This window comes from uncultured Amaricoccus sp., from assembly GCF_937858865.1.
Classification (GTDB): Bacteria; Pseudomonadota; Alphaproteobacteria; order Rhodobacterales; family Rhodobacteraceae; genus Amaricoccus.
Window position 1 is genome coordinate 1 of record NZ_CALLYO010000101.1, and the last position, 6462, is coordinate 6462.

8 protein-coding genes are annotated in these 6462 nt (G+C 71.5%); 7 read left to right on the forward strand and 1 reads right to left on the reverse strand.

What is annotated here, in order from left to right; genetic code table 11:
* From Q0112_RS02685 to Q0112_RS02695, 3 genes are all read left to right on the forward strand, one after another.
* The coding region (locus tag Q0112_RS02685) for a DUF1801 domain-containing protein (RefSeq protein WP_297971045.1) at positions 1 to 348 on the forward strand (348 nt) is incomplete at its 5' end.
* 14 nt (positions 349 to 362) lie between these two features.
* A complete protein-coding gene (locus Q0112_RS02690) occupies positions 363 to 779 on the forward strand; it encodes a DUF1801 domain-containing protein (RefSeq protein ID WP_297971047.1) in 417 nt (138 codons plus the stop codon).
* A 51-nt stretch (positions 780 to 830) separates the two neighbouring features.
* Positions 831 to 1508, forward strand: a complete 678-nt coding sequence (locus Q0112_RS02695; RefSeq protein WP_297971050.1) for a thermonuclease family protein — start codon at positions 831 to 833, stop codon at positions 1506 to 1508.
* Between the two features lie 45 nt (positions 1509 to 1553).
* Here the strand turns inward: Q0112_RS02695 and Q0112_RS02700 are convergent, their stop codons facing one another.
* The gene (locus Q0112_RS02700) at positions 1554 to 2828 is read right to left on the reverse strand and encodes an ROK family transcriptional regulator (RefSeq protein ID WP_297971052.1); all 1275 of its coding nucleotides are present in this window, start codon (positions 2826 to 2828) and stop codon (positions 1554 to 1556) included.
* A gap of 151 nt (positions 2829 to 2979) precedes the next feature.
* Between Q0112_RS02700 and Q0112_RS02705 the strand changes: the two genes are divergently transcribed.
* The 4 genes from Q0112_RS02705 to Q0112_RS02720 form a co-directional block, all read left to right on the forward strand.
* The gene (locus tag Q0112_RS02705; protein ID WP_297971055.1) at positions 2980 to 4008 is read left to right on the forward strand and encodes a sugar ABC transporter substrate-binding protein; all 1029 of its coding nucleotides are present in this window, start codon (positions 2980 to 2982) and stop codon (positions 4006 to 4008) included.
* A gap of 93 nt (positions 4009 to 4101) precedes the next feature.
* Positions 4102 to 5175: an ABC transporter permease gene (locus Q0112_RS02710; RefSeq protein WP_297971058.1), complete on the forward strand. Its 1074-nt coding sequence runs from the start codon at positions 4102 to 4104 to the stop codon at positions 5173 to 5175.
* A 5-nt stretch (positions 5176 to 5180) separates the two neighbouring features.
* On the forward strand, positions 5181 to 5960 hold the full coding sequence (locus tag Q0112_RS02715; RefSeq protein ID WP_297971061.1) for an ATP-binding cassette domain-containing protein: 780 nt from the start codon (positions 5181 to 5183) through the stop codon (positions 5958 to 5960).
* On the forward strand, positions 5957 to 6462 hold a 506-nt coding region (locus Q0112_RS02720; RefSeq protein WP_297971065.1), incomplete at its 3' end, for an AAA family ATPase. The genes Q0112_RS02715 and Q0112_RS02720, both read left to right, overlap by 4 nt.

The following is a 6462-nucleotide window of genomic DNA, read 5'->3' on the forward strand; positions in this document are numbered from 1 at the left end:
GCCCCGGTGCAGGCCTATATCGCGGCGATGCCGGGCTGGAAGCGCGAGGTCGGGTGCCGGCTCGACGCGCTGGTGGTGCGCGCGGTGCCGGAGGTGCGCAAGGCGGTGAAGTGGAACAGCCCCTTCTACGGCGTCGAGGGACGGGGCTGGTTCCTGAGCTTCCACTGCTTCGAGAAGTACGTGAAGGTCGCCTTCTTCCGCGGCGCCTCGCTCGATCCGCCGCCGCCCGGGCCGTCGCGGCAGAAGGAGGTGCGCTACCTCGACATCCGCGCGGACGACGGGATCGACGAGGCGCTCTTCCTCTCCTGGGTGAAGCAGGCGAGCGAGCTGCCCGGCGAGCGCATGTGAAGGGGAGGGATCCGATGGAGAAGCCGGAGGACGGCGACGGCGGCGAGGCCGCGCGGCGCATCGACGAGAGGATCGCCGAGCTCGCCGACTGGCGCGGCGAGACGCTGGCGCGGGTCCGCGCCCTCATCCGCGCGGCCGACCCCGAGGTGGTCGAGGAATGGAAGTGGCGCGGCGTGCCGGTCTGGTCGCACGACGGGATCATCTGCACCGGCGAGAGCTACAAGGCCGTCGTGAAGCTCACCTTCGCGCACGGCGCCGCGCTGCCCGACCCCGCCGGCCTCTTCAACGCCAGCCTCGAAGGCAGCACCCGCCGGGCGATCGACATCCGCGAGGGCGAGCGGATCGACGGCGACGCGCTCGCGGCCCTCGTCCGCGCGGCCGCGGCGTTCAATGCCGCCGCCCGCGCCGCCCGGACGGCGAAGCGCCGTTAACCTTATATTTCCTCCCCTCCGCCCCCACTTGCGGCTCGGGCAGGAGGCGGAATGGCGGGCAGGAGCCGGACGGGATGGATGCTGGCGGCGCTCCTCGCCGCCGGCGCGGCGATGGCCGGCGACGCGCGGGTCAAGGACGGCGATACGCTGAGGGTCGGCGCCCGCGACGTCCGCCTCTTCGGCATCGACGCGCCCGAGGCGGGGCAGACCTGCGCCCGCGCCGACGGCAGCGCCTGGGCCTGCGGCCGCGCCGCCGCCGAGCGGCTGGCCGAGCTCGTCGCCGCGGGCCCGGTCCGCTGCCGGCCGGAGGACACCGACCGCTACGGCCGCCTCGTCTCCACCTGCACCGTCGAGGGCGTCGATCTCGGCGCGCGCCTGGTCTCCGAGGGCCTGGCACGCGCCTATGCCCGCTATAGCGACGCCTACCTCGCGCTCGAGGCCGAGGCGCGTGCCGCAGGGCGCGGGCTCTGGCAGGGCGAGGCCGAGGCGCCCTGGCGCTACCGCGCCGAGACGACCGGCGGCTTCGCCCCGGCCGCCGGCACCGGGCCGCCGCCGCCCGGCTGCACGATCAAGGGCAACGTCTCCGCGAAGGGCGAGCGGATCTACCACCTGCCGGGGGGCCCGGGCTACGCGCGCACCCGGATCGACACCGATCGCGGCGAGGCCTGGTTCTGCGACGAGGAGGCGGCCCGCGCCGCCGGCTTCCGCCCGCCGCGCGGGGCGCGTTAACACCTGTTTCGGTCCGGTTAACGCGCGGCAGAACGCCCTTGCAGATCAATAGGATGCCGTTCCGGGCACGTGCGCCCACCCCTCGCCCGGCCGCCGGTTGCCGACGCCCGAGAGGGTATGCTGGTCGACCAGGTAGCGGTCGAAGAGCGGCAGGCTCGCCCCGCCGAGCGCTCGCGCCACCGGCCCGATGCTGCCCGCGCGCAGCAGCGGCGCCTCGATGCCCGAGAGATCGAGCCGGCCGAGCTCGGCGCCGACCGCCGCGATCAGCCGCTCGCGCACCTCGGCGGGAAAGGCGCCGTCGATCACCGCCGCCTCGAAGTCGATGATCGCGCACCCCGCGGCGACCGCATGCGCGATCCCGCGCCCGGCGGTGGCGATCCACTCGTCGAGCGCCGCGCCGCAGACCGACCAGTCCGCCGCCGGATCGTAGATCGCCTCCGGCAGCCGCCCGTCCGCCCGCAGCCGCCGCTCGAGCAGCACCAGCGAGGCGACGTCGATCAGCTGGGTCGAGCCGCCGGCCCCGTCCGGCACCGGCATCGATCCGAGCGCCGCCGCATTGCCGGTCCGCCCGGCATAGAGCCCGCCGCTCAGCACCAGCCCGCCGCCGACGAAGGCGCCGACATAGAAGTAGATGAAGTCCTGCAGCCCGGCGCTGGCGCCGAAGGCGAGCTCCGCCCCGCAGGCCGCGGTGGCGTCGTTCTGGATATAGACCGGCCAAGGCAGCTCCGCCGCCAGCTCGGCGCGGATGTCGACGCTGCGCCAGGCGTCGAGCCCGGCCGCCGGGGCGCCGATCTCGGTCGCCCAGTGCCAGAGCCCGAACGGCATGGCGAGCCCGAGCCCGGCGATCCGCCCCGCCCGCTCGCCGAGCAGCTTCTCGCTCCGCGCCACCTCGGCGCGGATCAGCCGCACCGTCTCGCCCGGCAGCGGAAAGGCATAGCTCGCCCGGCTCTGGTGGCGCACGCCGCCGGCGAAGTCGACCAGCACGAACTCGAGGCTCCGCCGTCCGACCTTCGCCCCGAGGAAGTAGGCACCCTCGGGATCGAGCGACATCGGCACCGACGGCTGGCCGACCCGCCCGCGCTGCGGCTCGCCCCGGCGCAGCAGCCGGTCGGACTCGAGATGCCGCATGATCACCGACACCGTCTGCGCCGACAGGCCGGTCATCCGCGCGATCTCGGACTTGGCCAGCGCCCCGTGCCGGCGCACCAGGCTCAGCACCAGCCGCTCGTTCTGCGCCCGCATCCCGGCCTGATTCGTGCCCCGCTGCAGCGGGGCAGGGGGCGCCACGTCGTCGCGCAGGTTGTCGGCATCTGGTGGCATGGTCGGCCAGCTCCTCCCTACAGGCAGGACCCTAGCGCAAAAAATAAATCAGAGTGATTTAATTATTGACACGAAGGCCGCTTTGCGTTTCTCTGAGGGCGAGCCGGCCCCATGGGTGGCGCCGGCCGCAACGACCGGGAGGGAATTCCGCATGACTTCAGGAACGCTCAGGGGCGCGCTCTGCGCTGCCGCGGCGGTGGCCGCGCTCGGCGCGGGGCCGGCCTTCGCGCAGGACGTCTCCGCCTGTCTCATCACCAAGACCGACACCAACCCCTTCTTCGTGAAGATGAAGGAAGGCGCCCAGGCCAAGTCGGACGAGCTCGGCATCACCCTCAAGGCCTATGCCGGCCGCATCGACGGCGACAACGAGAGCCAGGTCGCCGCGATCGAGTCCTGCATCGCCGACGGCGCCAAGGGCATCCTGCTCGTCCCCTCCGACACCAAGGCCATCGTCGAGTCGGTGAGAAAGGCGCGCGACGCCGGGATCCTGGTCATCGCGCTCGACACGCCCCTCGAGCCGATCGACGAGGCCGACGCGACCTTCGCCACCGACAACTTCAAGGCGGGCGAACTGATCGGCGCCTGGGCCAGGGCCACCCTCGGCGACGCGGCGGCCGACGCGCGCATCGGCTACATGAACCTCAACCCCAGCCAGCCGACGGTGGACGTGCTGCGCAACCAGGGCTTCATGACCGGATTCGGCATCGACACCGTCGACGTGAACATCATCGGCGACGAGACCGATCCCCGCAACGTCTGCCACGACGTGACCAACGGCAACGAGCAGGGCGGGCGGGCCGCGATGGAGAACTGCCTGCAGAAGGACCCGACGATCAACGTCGTCTACACCATCAACGAGCCCGCCGCCGCTGGCGCCTACGCGGCGCTGAAGTCGGTCGGCCGCGAGGGCGACGTGACGATCGTCTCGGTCGACGGCGGCTGCCCGGGGGTCAAGGACGTGGCGGCCGGCATCATCGGCGCCACCTCGCAGCAGTATCCGCTGCTCATGGCCTCCATGGGCATCGAGGCGATCAAGAAGTTCGTCGACACGGGCGAGAAGCCGGCCAGGACCGAGGGCCTCGACTTCTTCGACACCGGGGCGGTGCTCGTCACCGACAAGCCGGTCGAGGGCGTCGAGTCGATCGACACCAAGGCCGGGCTGGAGAAGTGCTGGGGCTGATCCCGGCCTCCCGGAACCAGGCAGGGCAGGGCGCTCCGGCGCCCCGCCCGAGACGCAAGGCCCTCGAAGCGGTCCCGTCCCCAGGAGGAAACCATGGCGGAAGCCAAAGCACAGCCTTCGCAGGAATTCGAAAAGGTGCTGACGGGGAGCGCGACCGAGGTCGCGAGCTTCGAGCACGATAAGACGTTCATCGAGCGCCTCCAGCACATGCTGCACTCGAACCCGGCGCTGGTGCCGCTGATCGTGCTCGTGCTCTCGATCCTCGCCTTCAGCGCCATCCTCGGCGCGAAGTTCCTCAACACCTTCACGCTGACGCTGATCCTGCAGCAGGTCGCGATCACCGGCATCGTCGGCGCGGCGCAGACGCTCGTCATCCTGACCGCCGGCATCGACCTGTCGGTCGGGGCGATCATGGTCCTCTCCTCCGTGGTGATGGGGCAGTTCACCTTCCGCTACGGCCTGCCCGCGCCCGTGGCTGTGCTCTGCGGCTTCGCCTGCGGGGCGGTCTGCGGCTACATCAACGGCTGGCTGGTGGCGCGGATGAAGCTGCCGCCCTTCATCGTGACGCTCGGCACCTGGCAGGTCTTCCTCGCCACCAACTTCCTCTACTCGGCGAACGAGACGATCCGGAGCCAGGACATCGAGCAGCAGGCGCCGATCCTCCAGTTCTTCGGCGCCAGCATCAGGGTCGGCGGCGCGGTGCTGACCTACGGCGTCATCGCCATGATCCTGCTTGTCCTCGCCCTCTGGTACATCCTCAACCACACCGCCTGGGGCCGCCACGTCTACGCCATCGGCGACGACCCGGACGCCGCCGAGCTCTCGGGCGTGCAGGTCAACCGGATGCTGCTGCAGGTCTACGTGATCTCCGGCCTGATCTGCGCGCTCGCCGGCTGGGTGCTGATCGGCCGCCTCGGCTCGGTCTCGCCCACTTCCGGCCAGTTCGCCAACATCGAGTCGATCACGGCGGTGGTCATCGGCGGCATCTCGCTCTTCGGCGGCCGCGGCTCGATCCTCGGCATGATCTTCGGCGCGCTCATCGTCGGCGTCTTCTCCCTCGGCCTGCGCCTGATCGGCACCGACCCGCAGTGGACCTACCTCCTCATCGGCGTCCTCATCATCGCCGCCGTCGCCATCGACCAGTGGATCAGAAAGGTCGCGGGGTAATCGTCATGACCGAGCCCATCCTCACCGCCCGCAGGATCGTGAAGCGCTACGGCCGCGTCACCGCCCTCGACCACGCCGACTTCGACCTGATGCCGGGCGAGATCCTCGCCGTCATCGGCGACAACGGCGCCGGCAAGTCGAGCCTGATCAAGGCGATTTCCGGCGCCGTCACCCCCGACGAGGGCGAGATCACGCTCGAGGGCAGGCCCGTCCACTTCACCTCGCCGATGGAGGCGCGGGCGGCCGGGATCGAGACGGTCTACCAGAACCTCGCCCTCTCGCCCGCCCTCTCCATCGCCGACAACATGTTCATGGGCCGCGAACTCCGCCGCCCGGGCTTCCTCGGCGACTGGCTGCGCATGCTCGACCGCCCGGCGATGGAGAAGGTGGCGCGGCAGAAGCTCTCCGAGCTCGGCCTGATGACCATCCAGAACATCCACCAGGCGGTCGAGACCCTCTCCGGCGGCCAGCGCCAGGGCGTCGCCGTGGCCCGCGCCGCCGCCTTCGGCTCGAAGGTCGTGATCCTCGACGAGCCGACCGCGGCCCTCGGCGTCAAGGAGAGCCGCAAGGTCCTCGACCTGATCCAGGAGGTCCGCTCCCGCGGCATGCCGGTGGTGCTCATCAGCCACAACATGCCGCACGTCTTCGAGGTCTCCGACCGCATTCACATCCACCGCCTCGGCCGGCGGCTCTGCGTCATAGACCCGAAGGACTACACGATGTCCGACGCCGTCGCCTTCATGACCGGCGCCAAGGAGCCGCCGGCGGAGGCGCTGGCCGCGTGAGCCTCGCGGATCTCGCCGCCGACATAAGCGCGCGCGCCGAGGGGCGCGCGCGCTTCGTCTTCGCCATCGCCGGCCCGCCCGGCGCCGGCAAGTCCACCTTCGCCGAGGCGCTCCTCGCCGCCCTCGAGGCGGTGATGCCGGGCGAGGCCGTCCTGATGCCGATGGACGGCTACCACCTCGACGACGGCATCCTGATCGAGCGCGGCCTGCGCTCCCGCAAGGGCGCCCCTGACACCTTCGACGTCGACGGCTTCGCCTGCGACCTCGCGCGCATCCGCGCCGCCGACCGCGAGGTCTTCGTGCCGGTCTTCGACCGCAGCCTCGAGCTCTCGCGCGCAGCGGCCAGGGCGATCGGCCCCGGCCACCGGGTGGTGCTGGTCGAGGGGAACTACCTCCTCCTCGACCGCCCGCCCTGGAGCGGGCTCGCCGCGGCCTTCGATCGCACCATCTTCCTCGCCGTCGACCGCGAGGAGCTGCGCCGGCGGCTGATCGACCGCTGGCT